Here is a 20,211-nt window from a genome sequence, read left to right as displayed (position 1 = left end):
ACAAAACCAAACTCAAGGAATTGACGCAAGCCCGAGATAGGCGTAATGCAGCCTTATCCCGTGGTGATTTGGCCGGTCGGCTTGCAGCCACGTTAAACAAATGGCTAAAGAGACCGGGGTGAAACCGGTCTGCTTCCTGCGACCGGTTTTTTTGTTTTGAAAGGCGCATGGCATGAGCAAGAACTGGCGTCCGGCAACGCAGCTGGTGCATGGCGGAACCCTCCGTTCACAGTTCGGCGAAACCTCAGAGGCGATCTATCTCACCCAGGGCTTCGTCTACGAAACGGCGGAGGCGGCGGAAGCCCGCTTCAAGGGCGAGGATGACGGCTTCATCTATGCCCGCTACGGCAGCCCGACCAACGACATGTTCGAAAAGCGCATGTGCCTGCTCGAAGGCGCCGAGGAAGCCCGCGCCACCGCTTCCGGTATGGCCGCCGTCGCCGGCGCCATCCTCTGCCAGTTGAAGGCGGGCGACCATATCGTTGCGGCACGCGCCCTGTTCGGGTCCTGCCGCTGGGTGGTCGAAACGCTCGCCCCCAAATACGGCATCGAATGCACGCTCGTCGACGGACGCTTCCTGGAAAACTGGGAAAAGGCGATCCGTCCCAATACCAAGGTCATGTTCCTCGAAAGCCCGACCAATCCGACGCTCGAAGTGGTCGACATTGCCGGGGTGGCAAAGCTTGCCAACCAGATCGGAGCGAAGGTCGTTGTCGACAACGTCTTTGCAACGCCGCTGTTCCAGAAGCCGCTCGAACTCGGCGCTCATGTCGTCGTCTATTCGGCGACCAAGCATATCGACGGACAGGGGCGCTGCCTCGGCGGCGTTGTGCTTTCGAGCAAGGAATGGATCGAGGAGAACTTCCAGGACTATTTCCGCCACACCGGCCCGTCCATGTCGCCGTTCAACGCCTGGACGCTGCTGAAGGCCGTCGAGACGCTGCCGCTGCGTATCGGCCAGCAGGCCCGCAACGCTGCGCGCATAGCCGATTTCCTGGCCGAGCAGAAGCAGATCGCCAAGGTCATCTATCCGGGTCGGGCCGACCACCCGCAGGCCGATATCGTCGCCAAGCAGATGAAGGGTGGCTCGACGCTTGTCGCACTTGAACTCAAGGGCGGCAAGGCTGCCGCGTTCGCGCTCCAGAATGCCCTTGAGGTCGTGAAGATCTCCAACAATCTGGGCGACGCCAAGAGCCTGATTACCCATCCGGCCACCACTACCCACAAGAACCTGACCGAGGAGGCTCGTGCCGAACTCGGGATTTCCGGCGGCACCCTGCGTCTTTCCTGCGGCATCGAGGACACGGACGACCTTCTCGAAGATTTCGCCCGCGCGCTGAAGTCGGTACCCGCCTGAGGCATCAAGCCCGGCGGCCAAAAGGCCGCCGACGCGGCACTTCCGGGCGGTTCCAGCATATTCGCCCGGAACGGTTTCACCGCGCAACCATTAGCGTTAACGACGTTACCCAAGGCAGCCGGTAACCTTTCCGGCATTATTGAATTCCAGAGCCGGGCCGCTTGCTGTAAGCTATGGTAAGTGAGGCATTAAGAAGGTCTGGTGCATGTATCGCGCCCTGACACGAGATATAGAGGTCTGCGTCGAGCCATACTATCTGGAGGAGCAATCCGATCCGGATGACAGTCGCTATGTCTGGGGCTACCGGATCGTGATCGCCAATCATTCCAAGGTGCCTGTCCGGCTTACCCATCGCTATTGGCACATCACCGACCAGAACGGTCAGGTCGACGAGGTCAGCGGACCGGGCGTGATCGGCGAACAGCCGCGTCTGCGGCCCGGCGACACCTACGAGTATTCCTCGGGCTGCCCGCTGGACACTCCATCCGGCATGATGTTCGGCCACTATCGGATGGAAACGGACGACGGCGACGAATTCGACGTCGCCATCCCCGCCTTCTCGCTCGACGCACCGGGCATGCAGCGCATCCTTAACTAACCTCTGAACAGGCCGCAGAGCGGCCTCCTCAGGCGTCGCGAACCTCTTCCGCCTCATAGTGATACACTGTCGAGCAGAACTCGCAGGTGACGGTGATCTTGCCATCTTCAGAGCTGGAGGCGATCTCGTCTTCGGAAAATCCCTTCAGCACGCCTTTTACCTTTTCACGCGAACAACTGCAGCGATCATAGACAGCCTGCGGCTCGTAGACCCGAACGCCGCGCTCGTGGAACAGGCGGAACAACAGGCGTTCGATCCCGACCTGCGGATCGGTGAGTTCGTCCGCATCGATCGTCTCGACCAGCATGCGGGCTTCCGACCAGGAATCGTCTTCGGAGAATGCCCGTTCGCCGTTATCGCCGTCGCCACCGTGCAGGTCCGGTTGACGCATTCGCTCCGGCGCTTCGGGAAGGAATTGCGCAATCAGGCCGCCGGCCCGCCAGCCGCGGCGCGGACGCCCTTCCCCATCGCGATCGAACAGTTCGGCCACGCCGAGACGCACGCGGGTCGGGATCTGCTCCGACTGGCGGAAATAAACGCCGGCTATATCTTCAAGCGAGGCCCCGTCCAGCGGCACGATGCCCTGATAGGGCTGCATGAAACTGCCCTGGTCGATGGTAAAGGCCAGAACGCCCGTCCCGAGAAGCTCCTGCGGCGAGGTGCGGCCAGCGGCAATGGCTTCCGCCAGCGCTTCTTCATTGAACCGCGCATAGGCACGCAGGTTCTCCGGCGTCGAGAAATCGGCGACGAGCAGATCGACCGGGCCATCACTCTTCGTCTGGACGATGAACTTGCCCTCAAACTTGAGAGAGGTTCCAATCAGAACCGTCAGGACGATCGCTTCCGCAAGCAACTGCGCCACGGGCTGCGGATAGTCGTGCCGTCCGAGAATTGTGTTGAGCAAGGGACCGAGCTGTACGGCTCGGCCGCGCACATCGAGCCCCTCCACTTGGAAGGGGACAACGCGGTCGTCTCCGGCGAAACCGAATTCGCCGAGTTCGGCAGGCCTGCTTTGCATGTCATGAACTCCTGGCGCCGAGGCGCATAAAGATGCGGGGCGAACACCCCATTTTCGGCACAAATGGGGTCCTTGCACAACAAGGTCAAGCGAATGGCCGGCACAATCCCGTTAAACAACGCTCCGGCACGTCATGTACTCAGATGGCGCCGAGGCACCACGCAAGGATCGCCTTCTGGGCATGGAGACGGTTTTCCGCTTCATCGAACACTACGGATTGCGGCCCGTCGATCACATCGTCGGTCACCTCCTCGCCGCGATGGGCAGGCAGGCAATGCATGAACAGCGCATCAGCCGAAGCGCGCTTCATCAGCGACGAATTGACCTGGAAGGGCTGGAAGACATTGTGCCCACGCGCCTTATGCTCCTGGTTCATCGACACCCACGTGTCGGTGATAACCGCGTCGGCTCCGTCGACGGCCCGTTCGGCCTCATGGCACAACATGATCTCGCCGCCATTGTTGCGGGCCCAGTTCAGGAACTTATCGTCGGGCTCGGAACCGAGCGGCACCGCCATGTTCATGCGGTAACCGAAGCGGGCGGCGCCTTCGACCAGGGAATGAAGCACGTTGTTGCCATCACCCGTCCAGGCAATGGTCTTGCCCTTGATCGGGCCGCGATGCTCCTCGAAGGTCATGACATCCGCCATGATCTGGCAGGGATGCGTGCTGTCCGTCAGCGCGTTGATGACGGGAACGGTTGCATGCTCCGCCATTTCCAGCAACCGGGAATGATCGGTCGTGCGGATCATGATGGCATCGACGTAGCGCGAGAGAACCTTGGCTGTGTCGCCGATGGTTTCGGCACGGCCAAGCTGCATCTCGGTTCCGGACAGGAACAGCGTTTCGCCGCCGAGTTGGCGCATGCCCACATCGAAAGATACGCGCGTGCGGGTGGACGGCTTTTCGAAAATCATCGCCAGCATCTTGCCGGCCAGCGGCTTGTCAGCCGTGCCGGCCTTCGTGGCCTGCTTGCGGGTTTTGGCGTCTTCGAGAATCTGCCGAAGGTCGGAAGAATTGACTGCCGAAAGATCGAGAAAATGCTTGGGAGCGGCCATGCTGTTACCTGTTTAAATCCGGGCAGTCGTGTCGAGTGTCGTCTGAACCTTTTCCGCCGCAAGGCCGATGCGGTTCAGCCCCTCCCTGGCATCCTCGGTCGTGACGACAAGCGGCGGCAGAAGGCGGATGACGTTATCGCCCGCCGGTACGCCGAGGATATGCTCGTCGCGCATCGCCTGCAGCAGTTCCGCGGAAGGCACCTTCGCCTTGATGCCAAGCATAAGGCCTTCGCCGCGTATCTCCTCGATGACACCGGGGAACCGGTCCTTGAGCTCGGCAAGACCCTGGCGGAAGACGAGCGCAACGTCGCGCACATGTTCGAGAAAACCGTCGGCGAGGACGACATCGAGAACGGCATTGCCGACTGCCATGGCAAGCGGATTGCCGCCATAAGTGGAGCCATGAGTGCCGGCCTTCATGCCCGAGGCAGCGTCTTCTGTCGCAAGGCAGGCGCCGAGCGGAAACCCGCCGCCAATGCCCTTTGCCACGGCCATGATGTCAGGCGTGATACCCGTCCATTCGTAGGCGAACAGCTTGCCTGTACGGCCGATCCCGCACTGGACCTCGTCGAAGATCAGGAGAAGACCGTTGTCATCGCAGATCTTGCGCAGTTCCCGCAGGAAACCGGCAGGCGCGGTGCGGATGCCTCCCTCGCCCTGAACGGGCTCGATGAGGATCGCCGCCGTCTCGTCGGTGATCGCCGCCTTCACAGCTTCCAGATCGCCGAAAGGCACCTGATCGAAACCCGGCGCCTTGGGGCCGAAGCCTTCGAGATATTTCGCCTGGCCGCCAGCGGCAATCGTCGCCAGCGTGCGGCCATGGAAGGCGCCTTCGAAAGTGATGATGTGGAACCGCTCGCCATGTCCCTTGGAGAACTGATAGCGGCGGGCCGTCTTGATGGCGCATTCAAGCGCCTCTGCACCGGAATTCGTGAAAAACACCCGGTCGGCAAAGGTCGCCTCGGTCAGGCGCTTGCCGAGCTTTTCCTGGCCTGGGATCTCATAGAGGTTCGAAAGATGCCAGACCTTATCGGCCTGCTCACGCAATGCGCCGACGAGATGAGGGTGGGCGTGGCCCAGCGAATTCACGGCGACACCCGCTGCGAAATCGAGATATCGCTCTCCGTTTTCCGTAATCAGCCACACGCCCTCGCCTCGCTCGAAACGCAGCGGAGCGCGCATGTAAGTCTGATAAAGCGGAGAGGCCTCGGCCATAGCGAAAGACTCCTTTCGAAGAGCTTTTGTCTTTTCGGGTGCGGACCGACCGGAACCCCTGTTCCGCCGGGTCCAAAAAATCAAAAATGCCGCCTTGCGGCGGCGGCTGCACTATCGTCATTTCGCCCCTCCCTGTCAACGAAACACCGCGGAAAAGCGGAATTTTCGCCACTCGGAGTCGAGGGACAGAGCCAAGCGGCGCATGGGCGAACACGATCGCGCCTCGGTAGCAAGTTGGGGAAAACTTCGAAATCGATTCCCGATGATTCCGCCGACTCTTGTCACGGAGTCAGCCTCACACTAGGTTAAGAACCAATAAAGAAATTGCATGCGGCGGAATTAGTCACCGACAGTATCGAGGCAGTTTTGTTTCGGAATTTTCCGAAGCAACGGCGAGGGATTCTGCCAGCACGAATTGCGACCGGCGGAGAAAATGGCATGAACTGGACGGATGAGCGAGTAGAAAAGCTGAAGCGGCTTTGGGCCGAAGGCTTGAGCGCGAGCCAGATTGCCGCGCAACTTGGCGGAGTGAGCCGCAATGCCGTTATCGGCAAAGTTCACCGCCTCAGCCTTCCGGGCCGCGCCAAGGCCGGCGGCAGCGTCGCGACGACGCGGACGGCAAAGCGCACGGCGACGCCGCCCCGCGCCCAGAACTATGCGCCGCGCGTCACCACCCGCACCGTTGCGCGGCCTGCCGGCGCCAACATGCTCAAGGAAGAAATCGAGATCGAAGGCATCGAGGAAATCGATATCGCTCCGGCGAGCAACGTGGTCGTGCCGATTTCCCGGCGTCTGGCGCTGACGGAACTCACGGAACGCACCTGCAAGTGGCCGATCGGCGATCCTATGAAGGACGATTTCCATTTCTGCGGCTGCGAGTCGTCCGATAATTCCCCTTATTGCAACTATCACGCCAAGCTCGCCTACCAGCCGGTTGGCGACAGGCGTAGGTCGGCTCGATAAAGTCCGGCGTCTTCGGACAAAACCGGAAATGTAAAAACGGGCCTTTCGGCCCGTTTTTTGTCTGTCACAACGTATCCGCAATGTGATCCTGGAAAAACCCAATCAGGCTTCCATGGAATATCCCGCGCCGCGCACGGTGCGGATCACATCCTGCATATTCGAGAAGTTGAGAGCCTTGCGAAGGCGACCCACATGCACGTCGACCGTGCGTTCGTCGACATAGATGTCGTGGCCCCAGACGCCGTCCAGAAGCTGGGAACGCGAGAAAACGCGCCCGGGGGAAGCCATCAGGAACTCCAGCAGACGGAATTCGGTCGGCCCAAGCCGGACTTCGCGGCTCTTGCGATGAACCCGATGGGTCTCGCGGTCCAGTTCGATATCGCCGCAACGCAAGACACTGGAGAGGACCTCCGGACGTGCGCGGCGCAGCATGGCCTTGACACGCGCCATCAGTTCCGGGGTCGAGAACGGCTTGACGACATAGTCATCCGCCCCGGTCGCCAGACCGCGCACGCGCTCGCTTTCTTCGCCGCGGGCCGTCAGCATGATGATCGGCAGACGTTCCGTCTCCGGCCGCATACGCAACCGGCGGCAAAGCTCGATGCCCGAGACACCGGGCAGCATCCAGTCGAGGATGAGCAGGTCGGGAACCCGCTCCTGCAGCCTCAACTCCGCTTCATCGCCACGCAGGATGGTCTCGACCTCGTAACCTTCAGCCTCGAGATTGTAACGAAGAAGCACGCTCAGTGCTTCTTCGTCCTCAACGACAGCAATCTTGGGCAACATCGACTTCAACTACCTCTCTCAGGACCGACGGCTCACTCGGCGATGGCGCCGACGGTAGCTGTCAGGTCTTCCTTCGGGCGCTCGCCTTCCGGCTGAGCGCCGGTCGCCATGTAGTAGATCGTCTCAGCGATATTGGTGGCATGGTCGCCGATCCGTTCGATGTTCTTGGCGCAGAACAGAAGATGCGTGCAGCTGGTGATGTTGCGCGGATCTTCCATCATGTAGGTCAGAAGCTCGCGGAAGAGCGAGGTATAGATGGCGTCGATCTCCTCGTCGCGATCACGAATCGACTTGGCCTTTTCGGCCGAGCGTGTCGTGTAGACGTCGAGCACTTCCTTGAGCTGCACGAGCGCAAGCTCCGACAGATGCTCGATGCCGCGGGCGAGCTTGCGCGGAACGCCGGTGGCCTGAACGGCCATGACGCGCTTGGCGTTGCTCTTGCCGAGATCGCCGACCCGCTCCAGGTCATTGGCAATCTTGAGCGCGCCGATGATCTCGCGAAGATCAGCTGCAACCGGCTGGCGGCGGGCGATGGTGACGATCGCCTTGTCGCCGATCTCGCGCTCGGCGGCATCCATGATGACGTCGTCGGAAATGACCTTCTGGGCAAGGGCGGCATCGGAATTGACAAGCGCGCGAATGCTGTCGCCCACCATCTGTTCGGCAAGCCCACCCATCTCGGAGATGCGGCGCATCAGGTATTTCAGTTCCTCGTCATAGGCCGAGTAGATATGCGATGAAGACATGTTCTTGGTATCCTTGAAATGGAAGATCGATCACCGGATGCGGCGACATCAGCCGAAGCGGCCCATGATGTAGTCCTGCGTGCGCTGATCGTCCGGATTGGTGAACATCTTGTCGGTATCGTTTTCCTCGACCAGCAGACCGAGGTGGAACATCGCCGTGCGCTGGGAAACGCGGGCCGCCTGCTGCATGGAGTGCGTCACGATGACAATCGTGAAGTTGGTTCTGAGCTCGTGGATCAGTTCCTCGACCTTGGCGGTCGCGATCGGATCGAGTGCCGAGCAAGGCTCGTCCATCAGGATGACTTCCGGGCTGACGGCGACTGCACGGGCAATGCACAGGCGCTGCTGCTGGCCGCCGGAGAGACCGGTGCCAGACTCATGGAGGCGGTCCTTCACCTCGTTCCAGAGGCCGGCCTTCTGAAGGCTGGTCTCGACGATCTGGTCGAGATCGGCCTTCGACTTGGCGAGACCATGGATGCGCGGGCCGTAGGAAATGTTCTCGTAGATCGACTTCGGGAACGGGTTCGGCTTCTGGAAAACCATGCCGACGCGGGCGCGCAGTTCGACCACATCGATGGACGGATCGTAGATGTCCATCTCGTCGAGCGTGATCTTGCCGGTGACCCGGCAACCGTCGATCGTGTCATTCATGCGGTTGAGCGTCCTGAGGAAGGTCGACTTACCGCAGCCCGAAGGGCCGATGAGCGCGGTTACCGTATGCTCGCGAACGTTTAGGTTCACGTCGAAAAGCGCGCGCTTCTCGCCGTAGTAAACCGAGACGTCCTTGCCAATCATCTTGTAGTTCACATCGCTCATTTTCTGATCCAGCGCCTTTTCAACTGCTGATTCCGACATCATGTTCATGTCTCTTCTCCCTCTACCAGCGCCGTTCGAAGCGTCGCCGCAACAGGATTGCGCCCACATTCATTACCAGAAGGAACAGGAGCAGAATAATGATCGCTCCCGATGTACGTTCGACGAAAGCACGCTCCGCCTCGTTCGCCCACTGGTAGATCTGCACCGGAAGGGCGGTCGACGGCTCGAGCGGCGTACCTGGATAGTTGGCGACGAAAGCCACCATGCCGATCAGCAGCAACGGTGCCGTTTCACCGAGAGCATGCGCCAGGCCGATGATCGTGCCGGTCAGAATGCCCGGCATGGCAAGCGGCAGCACATGATGGAAGACCGTCTGCATCTTCGAAGCGCCGAGGCCGAGCGCGGCAGCGCGGATAGACGGCGGCACGGCCTTCAAAGCCGCACGCGTGGCAATGATGATGGTCGGCAAGGTCATCAGCGTCAGCACGAGACCGCCGACAATCGAGGCCGAACGCGGCAGGCCCATGAAGTTGATGAACACCGCAAGACCAAGAAGACCGAATACGATCGAGGGGACGGCAGCAAGGTTGTTGATATTCACTTCGATCAGGTCGGTGAAGCGGTTCTTCGGGGCAAACTCTTCAAGGTAGATTGAAGCCGCGACACCGATCGGCAGCGAAAGCACGAGGACGATCAGCATCATGTAGGCCGAACCGATGAGTGCCACCCCGACACCCGCCGCTTCCGGACGGCTGGATGCGCCGTTCACGAAAATGCCGGTGTTGAAGTGTCCGGCAAGCGCGCCGCTTTCGGCGAGCTGGTTCATCCATGCGAGCTGCTGGTCGGAAACCTTGCGGTTCTGCTCGGCAACCGACAGATCGATCTGGCCCTTGTAGGCGGAGTCGATGTTGGCGTTGGCAAGCAGGGTCACCGGAACCGTCTTTCCGATCAGCGATTGATCGGCAAGAACCATATCGCGCAATGCCACGCGAACGCTGTCGGACAGCATGTCCTGAACGGCGCGCGCCTTGACGCGATCACTCGTATCGACACCGAGGACTTTGGCGACCGCATCCCTTGCCAGAAGCGGATAATTCGCCATCTGCAACACATTCGGGTTTTCTGCCCGCTTGTTATTCGGGTCGATGACCTTTTCCGAAAACTCGATCGGAACGGTAATCATCGTCTGTTCAAAAGCCGTATAGCCCTTGGAAACGACCGAGAACAGCAGGAGGAACAGGAACAGCAGACCGAAGGCGATGGCGGCAACGCCATAGGCACGGAAACGACGTTCTGCGGCATAGCGGCGCTTGATGCCGATATCGCGGCGTCCGGAGGTTCTGGCGGCGCCGGAGACCGCAGTCGAGGCGGGGGTGACGACCTGGCTCATTCGTACTGCTCCCGGTATTTGCGCACGATGTAGAGCGCGTAGATGTTGAGGCAAAGCGTGATGACGAACAGCGTGATGCCGAGGGCGAAAGCCACCAGCGTCTGCGGCGAGGTGAACTCGAGGTCGCCAGTGAGCTGGTTGACGATCTTGACGGTCACTGTGGTCATCGGTTCGAACGGATTGAGCTGCATGCGGGCAGCAACGCCGGCGGCGAGCACCACAATCATGGTTTCGCCGATAGCGCGGGATGCGGTCATCAGCAAGGCGCCGACGATGCCGGGAAGAGCAGCCGGAAGGATGACGCGCTTGACTGTCTCCGACCGCGTGGCGCCGAGGCCGAGCGAACCGTCACGCAGCGCGCGGGGAACCGCGGTGATGATGTCGTCCGACAATGAGGAAACGTATGGGATGAGCATGATGCCCATGACGAAACCGGCGGTCAGAACGCTCTGCGCCTGAATGAAGCTGACATAGTTGCCGGTCGCAAGACCGCTGAGTTGAGCCGAAAGGTCGCGCAGGAAGGGACCGACGGTGGTCATCGCGAAGAAGCCGTAGACGATCGTCGGAATGCCTGCCAGGACTTCCAGCAGCGGCTTGGCGATGGAGCGGACCGTCGGGGTCGCGTATTCGGCCATGTAGATGGCTGAAAACAGGCCGACGGGCACCGCAAACAGCATGGCGACGAAGCCGATGTAAAGCGTGCCCAGCAGAAGCGGCAGCAGGCCGAACTGACCGGAGGAGTCCGTCGAACCGGCGGCCGCAAATCGCGGGTCCCACACTGTTCCGAAGAAAAACTCCCAGGCCGGAACCATGCGGAAGAAGTGGATCGCCTCGGTCAGCATGGACAGCACGATGCCGACGGTCGTCAGGATCGCGATCGACGATGCGACGATCAGGCCGATGAGCATCATCTGTTCGACGCGATTGCGTGCGCGGAAACGGGGGGCGATCAGGCGCTGGCTGACGATTGCGCCGATGACGGCGACGGCTATCACGGCGACGACCATGGCGAGACGATTGGTGTCGGCGAACTCAATCATCGCCTTCGCGGCCGTCACCATGTAGGGCTGCGGATCATCGGCGATCGCGACACCGCGTTCTGCGAGCAGCGCGCGTATCTCGGCCGGAGCTGCAGTCTCAACCGCAGCACGTCCGTTGTCGTCAAGCCGACGCAGACCGTTCGCAATCGACGAGATCATGCCGTAGTTGAGGTTGCGCGTCGTTTCGGGCAGCGCCTTGACCTCTTCCGGAAAAGTCGCGGCGACGCGGCTTTCGACCATGGCCGGCGTGACTGCAGCCCAAACGGCCAGCAGCAGAACGGCGGGCAATATGGCAACAAGCGCAGAAAATGCGCCATGATAGCCGTAACGGGAATGAAGGCTGGAGGGCCTGCCCGCAGCGAGACTTGCGGCTCTCGAGGAACCGATCACATAGGCGACGATGCCTATGACGATCACTATCAGCAGCAGAAGAGATGTACTCATCGTCACTTCCCCGGACCTGCAGGCCTGACCACCATGCGTCCGTTGCTCGAAGTTTCACCTGATCACGACTTAAAAAATGGGCCAGCGGCCCAGGCCGGAGCATTAGCGGGACGGCCACAGTATTCACGAAAGAAACCGGCGCGGCGAAAACGCCGCGCCGGGAATTCTCATTACTTGCCTTCGGCAAACTGGGTGCGAGCGGCTTCGCGCTCTGCATCCGGGGCGGGTACCAGGCCGTAAGCAGCCAGCGGGCCTTCCGGGCCAACCATCTGATCGTCGAGGAAGAACTCAACGTATTCCTTCAGGCCCGGGATCACGCCGAGGTGGGCCTTCTTGACGTAGAAGTACAGCGGGCGGGAAACCGGATATTCGCCGGAAGCGACGGTTTCAACGCTCGGCTTGACGCCGCTGATGGTGGCGACCTTCAGCTTGTCGGCGTTGTTTTCATAGAAGGAGAGGCCGAAGACGCCGACAGCGGTCTTGTTGGCGTCGATGCGAGCGAGCGTTTCGGTGTAGTCACCGTCGATATCGACAGCCTTGCCGTCCTTGCGAACAGCAATGCACTTCTTCGGCGCGGTCTTTTCGTCGACCAGCGTCTTGATTACGTCCTGTGCGCCGGTGTCCTTGCAGCCGTGGGCCATAACCTTTTCTTCGAAGACTTCACGGGTGCCATGCTTTTCGCCCGGAATGAAGGCTGCGATTTCAACGTCCGGCAGATCCTTGTTGACTTCCGACCACTTCATGTAGGGGTTGGCAACCAGCTTGCCGTCAACGACGACTTCAGCGGCCAGAGCCTTGTAGATGTCGGCCGGGGTCAGCGCGAGATCCTTGTTGGAAGCATCGACGGCGAAGACGATACCGTCATAGCCGAACTTGACTTCCTGGATTTCCGTCACGCCGGCAGCCTTGCAGGCCTCGACTTCGGAATCCTTGATCTTGCGCGAAGAATTGGCAATGTCGATCGTTTCAGCGCCAACGCCCTTGCAGAATTCCTTGAGACCTGCGGACGAACCGCCGGACTCAACAACCGGGGTTTTGAAGTTGGAGAAGGTCTCGCCGAAGGTTTCAGCGACGATCTTGGCATAGGGCAGAACGGTCGAGGAGCCAGCGACCTGCACCTGGTCGCGAGCAGCAGCGGCGCCAGCGAAGGCGACGGAGGCAACCAGGGCTGCAACCGAAATCTTGAGGATGTTCATACAAAATCTCCCGTCAGTGGGCTTGTGTGTCGATGCGACCGCCAACGGCATTCATTGTCGTCGCGATCGGCAGGCCCTTCTTAGACCCTGTTCACCCACCCTTTTATGTCAGTTCGATGAAACATTTATGACATATCAAGCTGTTGATATTTAAAACTTTTCTTAAGGCACGGGGGCATTTGGCGCGGTTTTTGTGTCAACCGCTGCAACATTTCACCCGACCGGGCGAGGCGGACGGCGGCGAGCCTTCAGAAGCGGACGGTGAACTCCGTACCCACGCCAACGGCCGACTTGACGATGAGCCTTGCGCGGTGCCGTGTCAGGATGTGCTTGACGATTGCGAGACCGAGACCGGTGCCTTTCTTGGACCGGCTGTCGGCGACGCTGACGCGGTAGAATCTTTCCGTCAATCGCGGAACATGTTCGGCTGGAATGCCGGGGCCGAAATCCAGAACGCTGACCTCGACCGGACCACCTTGCGGATTGCGCACATAGACATCGACGACACGCCCCTCCTGCCCGTATTTGCAGGCGTTTTCAATGAGGTTTTCGAAGACCTGGACCAGTTCGTCGCGATCCCCCAGAACCTCGACCCTATCTTCCGGCAAGTGCAGGCGGATTTCGACATCGAGATCCCTGGACAGAGGGGTCAGGGAATCCCGCACGTGGCCGATCACCGGCACCAGATCCACCTTCTGGTCTGGGGCCAGATGGGCTTTCAGCTCCAGCCGGGAAAGCGAGAGAAGATCGTCCACCAACCGGCTCATTCGGTTGGCCTGTTCAAGCATGATTGCCAGAAACCGCTCCTGCGCCTTCGGATCGCCGCGCGCCGGCCCCTGCATCGTTTCGATGAAACCGCGCAAAGAAGCGAGCGGCGTGCGAAGCTCGTGGCTCGCGTTGGCGACAAAGTCGCTGCGCATGCGGTCCAGCCGGCGCAGCTCCGAAATGTCCCTGAACGACAGAAGGAAGAGTGCTTCACCGCCCTTTTCCGCAGACTGCGGCACCGGGGCGATCCGAACAATATAGACCCGTTCGGAGGGAAGCCGTTCGGAATGTTCGATCTGGTTCGGCTCGTCTGTCGCGATCGTCTCTCGCACCATGTCGAGAATGCTCGGAGAGCGCCAGCGCGCGGAGATATGCTGCCCTGGGGAGAGGGCTCCGAAGGCTTTCTCCGCCGCGAAATTCTGCCCTCGCAGCATGCCGTCCCTGCCAATGATGAAGACCGGCAGGTCCAATGCGGAGAGCGTTGACAAGATGACAGGCAAAACCGGCTCGTCGTCCCCCGCCTCGTCCGCAACATGTTCTGGCGGGGCGACGAAGGAAACCTCAGCCTGTTCGTCGCCCTTCTGCACCAGGATGGCCAGAACGCCGAGGACGAGGAGAATGACGGCAAATACAGGATCGGCGCCGGACAGATAGGCGGCGACGGAAATCAGCACGGCCGCCAGCAGGTAAGCCCAGCCGGACCGCATCCGCCGCAGGAGCCTGCGCCACTCGAATGAACTTTCTGCCACAAGAACCTCGCCTGATGGATGCGTAGCCGATCATCAAACAACCGTGATATCGCCGATTCATGACAGATCTATGCGGGGGCCGCCATCATTCCCCCCGGTTATCCCCATGACTGAACACGACAGCGGCGAACCCGCGGTGTTATTTCAGCAAGATCTTGAAACAACGCAGCAAATATGTCCCTTTGGCGGATTACGATCGCATCGTCGCCGAACCGGGAGAGGAAAGAATATGGAAACCGGACAGGAAAGCCGTGCCGTCACGCTTGTCATCGACGGGGAAAGCCGCATCTTCGACATCGACGATCCCAAACTGCCAAAATGGATCGACGACGAATCCCTCGCTTCCGGTGATTTTCCCTATGACAAGAAAATGGACGAGGAAGAGTTCGAGGACGAACTGGAGAAACTGCAGGTCGAACTGGTGAAGCTGCAATTCTGGCAACAGAAGACCGGCAAACGGGTTATGGCGCTGCTCGAAGGCCGCGATGCCGCGGGCAAGGGCGGCACCATCCACGCCACCCTCTCCTACATGAATCCCCGCTCCGCCCGGGTCGTCGCGCTCACCAAGCCGACCGAGACCGAGCGCGGACAGTGGTATTTCCAGCGCTATGTCTCGCATTTCCCGACAAGCGGAGAATTCGTGCTGTTTGACCGCTCCTGGTACAACCGCGCCGGCGTGGAACCCGTCATGGGCTTCTGCACCAAGGATCAGTACGAGGATTTCCTGAAACAGGCGCCCCGCGTCGAAAAACTGATCGAACAGGACGGCATTCATTTCTTCAAGTTCTGGCTGGATATCGGCCGAAAGATGCAACTAGAACGCTTCCATGACCGCCGGCACGATCCGCTCAAAGTCTGGAAATTGTCACCGATGGATATCGCCGCCCTCAACAAATGGGACGATTATACGGAAAAGCGCGACCGGATGCTGAAGGAAACCCATACCGAGTATGCGCCCTGGACAATCGTAAAGGCAAACGACAAGCGGCGGGCACGCCTCAACGTTATCCGGCACATCCTGCTATCGATCGACTACGAGGACCGCGACGAGGAAAAGATCGGTAAGATCGATCGGAAAATCATCGGTTCCGGCCCGGATTTCCTGTCGAAGAAATAGCCCGCGGGCGGCGTCACTCTCCCGGCAACACCCGCACGGAGTAGAGATTGATGCCGCGCCCGGTGCCGGCCAGGTCGCCATTCAGCACGAGACGTCCGGGCGTACCCGGAGCAATCGATCGTTCGAACGACACCCGGAAAAGGGCGTCCGTCTTTTCAGGATTTGCGGTGAAGCGATGGCGGGCGCAATCGCCCAGCCGATCGAACTCGCAGGAGACCGAGATCTGCACCTGCTTGTCATCTGCCGACTGCAGGGTTAGCGCGATGGTCGAGGTACGACCCGCCATTTCCCTCAGCACCTCCGTCGGGAAAGTGATCTCCACGCTGCCATCGGCATCGCCGCTGCGCGAAAGGACGCGGACGGCTGTGCCGTCACTGGCGGTGACGACATCGACCAGGGCATTGCCACGCGGACGGATGGCAGAAATCTGCTTCGGTTCGAAAACCTCGATCCAGTCGTCGGAGAAACCGCTGCGCGCATCGAGCGCCTTCGGCTCCTGGGTCGGCTGGGCCGCGTCGAAATCTTCGGCTTCCGCATGCGGCGGAGGATTGGGCACGCTGGTATCCCGCTCGGCCGCAGTCAGCAGAACGCCCGAGGTATAGACCCACCAGACACCCATGCCGAGAGACGCGAGAAGCGTGCAGGATATGAAGAGCCGCGAATAAAAGCCCCGGCGGGGCCGGCGCCGAACGACGGCTTCCGGACGAATATCGAGCTTGGGGCCTTTCCCCCTTGCGGACACGTCCCCTCCCACCCTGATTTCAGGTTCGGGCTCGATTCTGTCAGACGGATCGTCCAGCCAAGGATCTGCCTCCCGCGATGGAGATTCCACATCGAAGGAGGGCTCGACGGCGGGGCGTTCGCCCGCATGGCGTTCAACGGCCTGATGGTCGGCGAAACGCGGTTCCTCGCGCAATCCCGGCCGAGCCGGCGCCGGGGGCGTCGCGACCGGGGGGACAGAGGCTGAAGGCGCGGGCACAGGCGGCGCAACCTGAACGTCGACGCGCGCCCGCTCCTCAAGCTCGATTGCATGAATGACCGTTTCCAGCCGATGACGCTGATAGGCTATCGTTTCGGGATCGTTGACATTCTGCTTGCGCAATCCGCTTTCGAGCGCCTGACGCGCCGACTGATAGATGCGGGCACGGGTTTCCGCATTGGTGCGATCCGACCGCTCGAGAGCGTTTCTGATGGCCGTTTCCAATCCGCTCACTGGCTATACTGCTCCTTCAGGCGGATTGACGCCGCCGAGACCCGTTTTCTTAACGATTCGGTAACGGCTGCCGATCCGATCCGCAAGCCCCGCCCTTTCGCTTCCCACCGATACCTGGCAGAAAGTCGCCGGCCGGAAGGCGGGCGGCAAGGGAAGGACATGCATCGAAAGAACATGAAGATGCCCGATCCGACCCCGCCTTATTTGCGATGCTTTCACGTGCCGGACCGGCATCCACACCCTTTTCCCGAAGACAGGACTCTGGTAGACAATTGACGTTTTCGTAAACGTCATAGTGGGGAGGTTACCATGGCGCTTCCGCCAGTTCTGTCCGACAACCTGAGGCTTCCTGTGGTCGCCTCGCCGCTTTTCATCATTTCCCATCCGGACCTGACGCTGGCGCAGTGCAAGGCTGGCATCGTCGGCGCCTTTCCGGCGCTCAATGCAAGGCCCGAGGCCCAACTCGACGAATGGCTCGCCCGGATCACCGAAGAACTCGCGGCACATAATGCGCGAAATCCGGATCGGCCCGCCGCCCCGTTCGCAGTCAACCAGATCGTGCACACCTCCAACAAGCGGCTGGAACACGACCTTATGCTCTGCGTCAAACACAAGGTGCCAATCGTCATCTCCTCGCTCGGCGCGGTGCCGGAAGTGAATGCGGCGGTGCATTCCTATGGCGGTATCGTGCTGCATGACGTGATCAACAACCGTCACGCCCATTCGGCAATCCGCAAGGGAGCCGACGGGTTGATCGCAGTCGCGGCCGGAGCAGGCGGGCATGCCGGTACGCTGTCGCCTTTCGCGCTGGTGCAGGAGATCCGCGAATGGTTCGACGGCCCCCTGCTGCTGGCAGGCGCGATCGCCACTGGCGGCGGCATTCTGGCTGCCCAGGCGATGGGCGCGGACATGGCCTATATCGGCTCGCCGTTTATCGCCACCACGGAGGCCCGCGCCAGCGATGCCTACAAACAGGCGATCGTGGAGGCCCATGCCAGCGACATCGTCTATTCCAACTATTTCACCGGCATACACGGCAATTACCTGAAACCCTCGATCGTCGCCGCCGGGATGGATCCGGACAACCTTCCGGTCGCAGACCCATCGAAAATGGATTTCGACAAGGCGACCACCGGCGCCAAGGCCTGGAAGGATATCTGGGGCTGCGGCCAGGGCATCGGCGCCGTCAAGGCGATTGATCCCGTGGCGAAGGTCGTCGACCGGCTGGAGAACGAATACAAGGCGGCCCGCGCACGCCTTTCGCTTTGAGACCTGCTCTAAGACGAGGTGTTGCGGCGATCAGGAGGAAAACCGCAACACCACCGATTTCCCCGCTTGAAATTCCGGCGCGATGCCTGTATCAGCGCCGACATATCGCAACCGCAGAGACGACGGTTGCCAAGGGCCGCTTTAGCTCAGTCGGTAGAGCACATCATTCGTAATGATGGGGTCACGTGTTCGAGTCACGTAAGCGGCACCAGTTTCCTCAAAAACCAATGAGAGATGGAAAATCGAGCGGCATGGGTCCGATCGTTTTCATCTGGTCCGTTCCTGCCGCGTGGAGCCGGTGCCCCCAAACAAAAAGGGCGCCCGTGTGGGACGCTCTTCTTGTTTCGGGGAGATCGGGCCGGAACACAGGCGCCCCGACCGTGCATCGTCAATCGGCACGACCAACGCTGTCGTAGATGAAGCCGTGGCTCAGTGGCTCGGACGGTACGTACACGTTGCGCAGATCGATCAGAACCGGCTGCTTCATCAACGACTTCAGCTTCCCGAAATCGAGCGCGCGGAAGTGCTTCCACTCGGTGATGATGACCAGCGCATCGGCATCCTTCGCAACGTCTTCGACACCGTCGCGATAGCTGATTTCCGGCATCAAGCCACGGGCAGCGGGCATACCCTCGGGATCGTAGGCCTGAAGGATGGCACCCTTATCGAGAAGGGCCTGGACGATCGCCAGAGCCGGCGATTCGCGAATGTCATCGGTGTCCGGCTTGAAGGTCAGTCCGAGAATGCCGATGGTCTTGCCGCGAATATCGCCTTCCAGGGCGCGTTCAACCTTGCGGGCCATGGCGCGCTTGCGGGTCTCGTTGATGCCGACAATCGTCTCGATGAGGCGGATCGGGCTGTTGTGATCCTGCGCGGTCTTGACGAGGGCGAGCGTATCCTTCGGGAAGCACGATCCGCCATAGCCGGGGCCGGCATTGAGAAACTTCTGGCCGATGCGGCTGTCGAGGCCCATGCCCTTCGACACGTCCTGCACATTGGCACCGACCTGTTCGCAGAGATCGGCGATCTCGTTGATGTAGGCAAGCTTCAGGGCGAGGAAGGCATTTGCCGCATATTTCGTCAGTTCCGCGGTACGACGCGATGTGAAGAGCACCGGATGCTTCTGCGGATCGAGGGCTGCATAGACATCGGCCATGATGGTCTTGGCGCGATCGTCATTCATGCCGACGACCACGCGGTCGGGCGCCATGAAGTCCTCGATCGCCGCACCTTCCCGGAGGAATTCCGGATTAGAAACCACGGCGACATCGGCATCCGGATTTTCTTCGGCAATGATTCGTTCGAGCTGGTCACCCGTACCGACGGGAACCGTCGACTTGGTGACAACGACCGTGAACCCCTTCACCGCGCGCGCAATCTCCCGGGCGGCGGCAAAGACATAGGCAAGATCGGCATGACCGTCGCTCTTTCGCGACGGCGTGCCGACGGCGAGGAAGACAACATCCGCCTCGCCGACCGGGCCGGCGAGATCCGTGGTAAAGCTCAGACGCCCGGCGGCGACATTCTTCTTGATGAGTTCCTCAAGACCCGGCTCGAAAATCGGCACTCTGCCGCTATTGAGCATGGAGATCTTTTCTTCGACCTTGTCGATACAAACGACATCATGACCGAAATCAGAAAGGCAGACGCCCGAAACGAGGCCGACATAACCGGTACCAATAATCGCTATGCGCACAACAGACTCCACTCGATTTTGTGTGGGGAATGGCAGTCTCGCATGACCCCTCCGCCGGCTTGGGAGACCCGGCGAGCGACCGCGAAAACCGGTCATTCCGCTGACCGATACTCAGAAATGTTAATTGCCGGTTAACACTTACCGCATTGCGAAACGTAAACCAAGCTCATCCTGCCAAAAGCCCCCGTTACTTTCCTGCTCCGTCACTTAAGGGATTTTGCCTTCCCGTTTTACATAAAAAAAACCCCGCCGAAGCGGGGCCTTTTCAGGGTGAAAGTCCTACATCCAATAGGGCGGCACGCCATAGTAATCATAAACGGAGCGGCCGTTTTCGCGATACCAGTCGCGGTCTTCGCTGCGGAAGCGCGGTGCACGCTCGATCTGCTCCCGGGTCAGGTCAACCCGATATCCATCGAGTTCCTCGTCATAGGTAAGCTTCTCCCACGGCAGCGGATAGTAATCGTCCCCGATACCGAGGAAGCCACCGAAACTCAGGACTGCATAGGCGACGCGACCGCCGCGCTTTTCGAGAATGATTCGCTGGATGGAACCGATACGCTTGCCATCGGCGCCGTAGACAGCCGTGCCTTCCACCTTGTCGCTGGCGATCAGGGTCGGGGTATCCTTCACATAAGGGTCACGACCAGAAGTTTGTCCGCTTTCGTGCAGCATGATGCACCTCCTTTTTCTCTTCGATACGTCAGGGGCAACGCCCCAGCGGCTCCGGTGTTCCTTGAACACCCGCGCAAAACACACCTGGTTCTCGCCGGCAGCGG

At 60.4% G+C, this 20,211-nt stretch carries 18 protein-coding genes, 1 tRNA gene and 1 riboswitch; of the genes, 6 read left to right on the top strand and 13 right to left on the bottom strand.

The window, feature by feature from the left end:
- Window positions 1-50: 50 nt before the first annotated feature.
- Window positions 51-129: riboswitch (SAM riboswitch) on the top strand.
- A gap of 43 nt (window positions 130-172) precedes the next feature.
- Complete coding sequence (locus J5N58_RS13595) at window positions 173-1,357, top strand: O-succinylhomoserine sulfhydrylase (protein WP_113437202.1); 1,185 nt, start codon at window positions 173-175, stop codon at window positions 1,355-1,357.
- 205 nt (window positions 1,358-1,562) lie between these two features.
- Entirely contained in the window at window positions 1,563-1,955 is a 393-nt protein-coding gene (gene apaG, locus J5N58_RS13590) for a Co2+/Mg2+ efflux protein ApaG (protein WP_112827776.1), read from the top strand.
- A gap of 28 nt (window positions 1,956-1,983) precedes the next feature.
- Here the strand turns inward: apaG and J5N58_RS13585 are convergent, their stop codons facing one another.
- From J5N58_RS13585 to J5N58_RS13575, 3 genes are all read right to left on the bottom strand, one after another.
- Window positions 1,984-2,973 carry an Hsp33 family molecular chaperone gene (locus J5N58_RS13585; protein WP_113338336.1) on the bottom strand — a complete coding sequence of 330 codons (990 nt, stop codon included), beginning with the start codon at window positions 2,971-2,973 and terminating at the stop codon, window positions 1,984-1,986.
- A gap of 139 nt (window positions 2,974-3,112) precedes the next feature.
- Window positions 3,113-4,030: an ornithine carbamoyltransferase gene (argF, locus tag J5N58_RS13580; RefSeq protein ID WP_113338337.1), complete on the bottom strand. Its 918-nt coding sequence runs from the start codon at window positions 4,028-4,030 to the stop codon at window positions 3,113-3,115.
- A gap of 12 nt (window positions 4,031-4,042) precedes the next feature.
- Window positions 4,043-5,245: an aspartate aminotransferase family protein gene (locus J5N58_RS13575; protein ID WP_244711170.1), complete on the bottom strand. Its 1,203-nt coding sequence runs from the start codon at window positions 5,243-5,245 to the stop codon at window positions 4,043-4,045.
- A gap of 438 nt (window positions 5,246-5,683) precedes the next feature.
- Between J5N58_RS13575 and J5N58_RS13570 the strand changes: the two genes are divergently transcribed.
- Entirely contained in the window at window positions 5,684-6,208 is a 525-nt protein-coding gene (locus tag J5N58_RS13570; RefSeq protein WP_244711168.1) for a GcrA family cell cycle regulator, read from the top strand.
- Window positions 6,209-6,310: 102 nt separating this feature from the next.
- Here J5N58_RS13570 and phoB read toward each other — a convergent pair whose 3' ends face one another.
- The 7 genes from phoB to phoR form a co-directional block, all read right to left on the bottom strand.
- Window positions 6,311-6,994, bottom strand: a complete 684-nt coding sequence (gene phoB / locus J5N58_RS13565) for a phosphate regulon transcriptional regulator PhoB (RefSeq protein WP_112827844.1) — start codon at window positions 6,992-6,994, stop codon at window positions 6,311-6,313.
- A gap of 32 nt (window positions 6,995-7,026) precedes the next feature.
- Window positions 7,027-7,740, bottom strand: coding sequence for a phosphate signaling complex protein PhoU (gene phoU / locus J5N58_RS13560; RefSeq protein WP_112827771.1), 714 nt, complete (start codon window positions 7,738-7,740; stop codon window positions 7,027-7,029).
- A 48-nt stretch (window positions 7,741-7,788) separates the two neighbouring features.
- Window positions 7,789-8,604: a phosphate ABC transporter ATP-binding protein PstB gene (gene pstB, locus J5N58_RS13555; protein ID WP_112827770.1), complete on the bottom strand. Its 816-nt coding sequence runs from the start codon at window positions 8,602-8,604 to the stop codon at window positions 7,789-7,791.
- A 13-nt stretch (window positions 8,605-8,617) separates the two neighbouring features.
- Window positions 8,618-9,946: a phosphate ABC transporter permease PstA gene (gene pstA / locus J5N58_RS13550; RefSeq protein ID WP_112827769.1), complete on the bottom strand. Its 1,329-nt coding sequence runs from the start codon at window positions 9,944-9,946 to the stop codon at window positions 8,618-8,620.
- Entirely contained in the window at window positions 9,943-11,430 is a 1,488-nt protein-coding gene (gene pstC, locus J5N58_RS13545; RefSeq protein WP_113444337.1) for a phosphate ABC transporter permease subunit PstC, read from the bottom strand. Before pstC ends, pstA begins: the two co-directional genes overlap by 4 nt.
- A 170-nt stretch (window positions 11,431-11,600) precedes the next feature.
- Window positions 11,601-12,626 carry a PstS family phosphate ABC transporter substrate-binding protein gene (locus J5N58_RS13540; protein ID WP_112827767.1) on the bottom strand — a complete coding sequence of 342 codons (1,026 nt, stop codon included), beginning with the start codon at window positions 12,624-12,626 and terminating at the stop codon, window positions 11,601-11,603.
- A 248-nt stretch (window positions 12,627-12,874) separates the two neighbouring features.
- Complete coding sequence (gene phoR, locus J5N58_RS13535; protein ID WP_425314466.1) at window positions 12,875-14,107, bottom strand: phosphate regulon sensor histidine kinase PhoR; 1,233 nt, start codon at window positions 14,105-14,107, stop codon at window positions 12,875-12,877.
- Between the two features lie 262 nt (window positions 14,108-14,369).
- On the opposite strand from phoR, the gene ppk2 reads away from it, so the two are divergent.
- Window positions 14,370-15,257 (top strand): polyphosphate kinase 2, encoded by an 888-nt coding sequence (ppk2, locus tag J5N58_RS13530; protein WP_112827765.1) that lies wholly within the window; start codon window positions 14,370-14,372, stop codon window positions 15,255-15,257.
- A gap of 13 nt (window positions 15,258-15,270) precedes the next feature.
- Here the strand turns inward: ppk2 and J5N58_RS13525 are convergent, their stop codons facing one another.
- Window positions 15,271-16,470 (bottom strand): hypothetical protein, encoded by a 1,200-nt coding sequence (locus J5N58_RS13525; protein ID WP_113338343.1) that lies wholly within the window; start codon window positions 16,468-16,470, stop codon window positions 15,271-15,273.
- 309 nt (window positions 16,471-16,779) lie between these two features.
- Here J5N58_RS13525 and J5N58_RS13520 point away from each other — a divergent pair, with 309 nt between their 5' ends.
- Both J5N58_RS13520 and J5N58_RS13515 read left to right on the top strand, forming a co-directional pair.
- Window positions 16,780-17,739: an NAD(P)H-dependent flavin oxidoreductase gene (locus J5N58_RS13520; protein WP_113467001.1), complete on the top strand. Its 960-nt coding sequence runs from the start codon at window positions 16,780-16,782 to the stop codon at window positions 17,737-17,739.
- A 135-nt stretch (window positions 17,740-17,874) separates the two neighbouring features.
- A tRNA-Thr gene (locus J5N58_RS13515) sits at window positions 17,875-17,950 on the top strand.
- Window positions 17,951-18,127: 177 nt separating this feature from the next.
- Here J5N58_RS13515 and J5N58_RS13510 read toward each other — a convergent pair.
- Complete coding sequence (locus J5N58_RS13510) at window positions 18,128-19,435, bottom strand: UDP-glucose dehydrogenase family protein (RefSeq protein WP_112827762.1); 1,308 nt, start codon at window positions 19,433-19,435, stop codon at window positions 18,128-18,130.
- A gap of 279 nt (window positions 19,436-19,714) precedes the next feature.
- Entirely contained in the window at window positions 19,715-20,107 is a 393-nt protein-coding gene (locus J5N58_RS13505; RefSeq protein WP_112827761.1) for a PRC-barrel domain-containing protein, read from the bottom strand.
- Window positions 20,108-20,211: the final 104 nt, after the last annotated feature.

It is taken from the genome of Paenirhizobium cremeum, assembly GCF_022884085.1.
Lineage (GTDB): Bacteria > Pseudomonadota > Alphaproteobacteria > Rhizobiales > Rhizobiaceae > Allorhizobium > Allorhizobium cremeum.
Note: the sequence above shows the minus strand (reverse complement) of the source record. Positions and strands in the feature narration are given on the sequence as shown.

Bases quoted from the DNA above. Each gene is read 5' to 3' on its own strand.
- J5N58_RS13595 (WP_113437202.1), top strand. From the start codon at position 173: ATGAGCAAGAACTGGCGTCCGGCAACGCAGCTGGTGCATGGCGGAACC.
- apaG (WP_112827776.1), top strand. From the start codon at position 1,563: ATGTATCGCGCCCTGACACGAGATATAGAGGTCTGCGTCGAGCCATAC.
- J5N58_RS13585 (WP_113338336.1), bottom strand. From the start codon at position 2,973: ATGCAAAGCAGGCCTGCCGAACTCGGCGAATTCGGTTTCGCCGGAGAC.
- argF (WP_113338337.1), bottom strand. From the start codon at position 4,030: ATGGCCGCTCCCAAGCATTTTCTCGATCTTTCGGCAGTCAATTCTTCC.
- J5N58_RS13575 (WP_244711170.1), bottom strand. From the start codon at position 5,245: ATGGCCGAGGCCTCTCCGCTTTATCAGACTTACATGCGCGCTCCGCTG.
- J5N58_RS13570 (WP_244711168.1), top strand. From the start codon at position 5,684: ATGAACTGGACGGATGAGCGAGTAGAAAAGCTGAAGCGGCTTTGGGCC.
- phoB (WP_112827844.1), bottom strand. From the start codon at position 6,994: ATGTTGCCCAAGATTGCTGTCGTTGAGGACGAAGAAGCACTGAGCGTG.
- phoU (WP_112827771.1), bottom strand. From the start codon at position 7,740: ATGTCTTCATCGCATATCTACTCGGCCTATGACGAGGAACTGAAATAC.
- pstB (WP_112827770.1), bottom strand. From the start codon at position 8,604: ATGAACATGATGTCGGAATCAGCAGTTGAAAAGGCGCTGGATCAGAAA.
- pstA (WP_112827769.1), bottom strand. From the start codon at position 9,946: ATGAGCCAGGTCGTCACCCCCGCCTCGACTGCGGTCTCCGGCGCCGCC.
- pstC (WP_113444337.1), bottom strand. From the start codon at position 11,430: ATGAGTACATCTCTTCTGCTGCTGATAGTGATCGTCATAGGCATCGTC.
- J5N58_RS13540 (WP_112827767.1), bottom strand. From the start codon at position 12,626: ATGAACATCCTCAAGATTTCGGTTGCAGCCCTGGTTGCCTCCGTCGCC.
- ppk2 (WP_112827765.1), top strand. From the start codon at position 14,370: ATGGAAACCGGACAGGAAAGCCGTGCCGTCACGCTTGTCATCGACGGG.
- J5N58_RS13520 (WP_113467001.1), top strand. From the start codon at position 16,780: ATGGCGCTTCCGCCAGTTCTGTCCGACAACCTGAGGCTTCCTGTGGTC.
- J5N58_RS13505 (WP_112827761.1), bottom strand. From the start codon at position 20,107: ATGCTGCACGAAAGCGGACAAACTTCTGGTCGTGACCCTTATGTGAAG.